Here is a 2,206-nt window from a genome sequence, read left to right as displayed (position 1 = left end):
TTACTAATGGGCGCATAAATGCTTGGCTAAAATTAGCGACGAAGGAGCGCAAGCCAAGCGTTTTGCGTCCTTTTAAGTAACTTGTTAGCAGTACTTACCAGACTTTCCACCAAGGCTTTTGAACACCAGGGTGAGATACATTTAAATACTGCGGCTCACTTTTAATACCTGACTCTGACACTGCTGTTATTTTTATTTTAATATCAAAAGCCTCTTGTTCTTCCGAATTACCATCAAACCAGACAAAATAATACTTGTCCTTTTCTTCGAGAAAGTCTGCAAGCGTAATTGCTTTGTCAGAAAATAGAGTATCTTCAAATGTGCCCTCTATTAATTCAAAAATATAACCTTGTTCAATAGTTGGAACGTTTTTGAGTTTTAAAACAATAGAGCCAGCATCAGAACATGAACCATGATTTCCATCATCAGTGCCTCTGTGAACTCCATCTACCTCAAAAACAGGTTTGACAGGTTCTGTAGTACCTTTTCCTGTTACTTCAAAATACTTTGAAGTTGGCATCATTGAGCATGCTAATGCATCAAAAGTAATAAGACTTAAAATTAACACTAAAATTCGATTCATATTCTTGTACTGCTAACGCCTTAATAAACGGCGGAAAATAGCAGGCTAAACTAAGCGAAGAATGAGCGCAAGCCTGCTGTTTTGCGTCCATTGTTTAATTAATTTGTTATGTTGATTTTAGTCAGCTGTATCTGCTACGTGCCACAAAATATCGCATGATTCACAGTGATAAATAATAGCCTCATCGCTTGCACCACTATTTTTTAATGGTTCTTCTATGACTTCTTTACAATCTGCGCATTTAAAAGGCTCTTCATTTTTCTTATATTCTCTGTAGCCTTTATAAAAGCAAACAACTAAAACAAACAGGCACAACCCTACTCCAATTTTAGTATGCAGTTCATTCTCAAATGCTAAAAACTCTAAGGCCTTAAAACACCCAGCACATAGAAAAAAACCAAAAATAGCGTAGCCAGCAAATATATCTTTGGCTTTGGCATTGAAATTTTTTGCAGATTTGACCTGTGGCATAAGTAATCAACATAACGCTTGCCGTAAACGGCACAAAATAGCAGGCTAAAATTGGCGACGAAGGAGCACAAGCCTGCTGTTTTGTGTCCTTGGTTTAACGGCCTTGTTAGGTAACTTTTAAATTATTGCCGAAATTTATCCAGTTTTGTTCAATGTCGTTACCATACAGCTTTACTGTTTCAGAGTGTTGCTCTAGAAATTCCTGGAGCACTTTATTTTGCTTTTGCATTTTTAATGCAACAGCATACCTTTCTGGATAAAAGCCTAAACGCTCTATATTACTTTTTAAAAACTCAGTTACCACTTCAATATTATTATTTCTTTCGTACCAACGAGATGCGTGTGTTTGAACAAGGGAAATTAGTCGTTCTATCTCTGGTTCTATGTTTTCTGGCTCTTTAGGGTCAAACGTAAACAGTTTATATTTTTCACCTAAAACTGTTTGAAAGTTCTCCATAATGGTAACACCTTCACCTACTTTATATTTCAGTCCAGAATACTTACGCGCTGTTTCTTCAATATCCCTAAAGTGAAGCCCGATATTTAGCTTATAATAAATTGCTTCCTGCCCTCTACTATCACACGGCATACCGTGCCATGAATAAACATTAGGCGAAAGCTCAAAATAGCAACATGAACGCCTTGGTCTTTTGTAGTTTATTGCAACAAAAGCAGAATCAATTTGATCTTGAATGTGATTGATGAATTTGCGTTCCATGCTAGTTACCTAACGCTTGCCGTAAACGGCACAAAATAGCAGGCTAAAATTGGCGACGAAGGAGCACAAGCCTGCTGTTTTGTGTCCATGGTTTAACGGCCTTGTTAGCTTTACAAAAAGCTGAGTGTGTACAAGATAACCCAACCTGTAAAAGCTATAAAGAATAAGCCTTTAACTATTTTTAACTTTCTAGCCTTTTCTGTATACGCAGCCCTAAAAAGAAAACCTGATGGTACTGCTGCACCAAAATAATAAACTCCCGGAGCAAGCAAAACACCTGACTTACTCGATGCGTAAGTAATAAAACACAGAGCTAGAAAAGCGCCTATAAAGAACATACCTTTCGATGTTTCTATAAATTCAATTGAAGTATCAAAAAAATCACTTAAATATTTTGTCATTGTGTAATCCTTCACAAATATACAGAGTAAAGC

General features: G+C 36.7%; 4 protein-coding genes. All 4 read right to left on the bottom strand.

The annotated features are described in order from the left end of the window. Positions 1–94: 94 nt before the first annotated feature. A complete protein-coding gene (locus ACGHEH_RS21445; RefSeq protein ID WP_390449743.1) occupies positions 95–583 on the bottom strand; it encodes a hypothetical protein in 489 nt (162 codons plus the stop codon). 117 nt (positions 584–700) lie between these two features. Continuing rightward, entirely contained in the window at positions 701–1,054 is a 354-nt protein-coding gene (locus tag ACGHEH_RS21440; protein ID WP_390449740.1) for a hypothetical protein, read from the bottom strand. Positions 1,055–1,160: 106 nt separating this feature from the next. Then, entirely contained in the window at positions 1,161–1,772 is a 612-nt protein-coding gene (locus tag ACGHEH_RS21435; RefSeq protein WP_390449737.1) for a hypothetical protein, read from the bottom strand. Positions 1,773–1,882: 110 nt separating this feature from the next. Beyond that, positions 1,883–2,206: hypothetical protein (locus ACGHEH_RS21430; RefSeq protein WP_390449734.1), on the bottom strand; the 324-nt coding region annotated here is incomplete at its 5' end.

The organism is Pseudoalteromonas sp. MTN2-4 (assembly GCF_042848605.1).
GTDB lineage: Bacteria > Pseudomonadota > Gammaproteobacteria > Enterobacterales > Alteromonadaceae > Pseudoalteromonas.
This window is presented reverse-complemented; position numbering and strand designations above follow the sequence as displayed.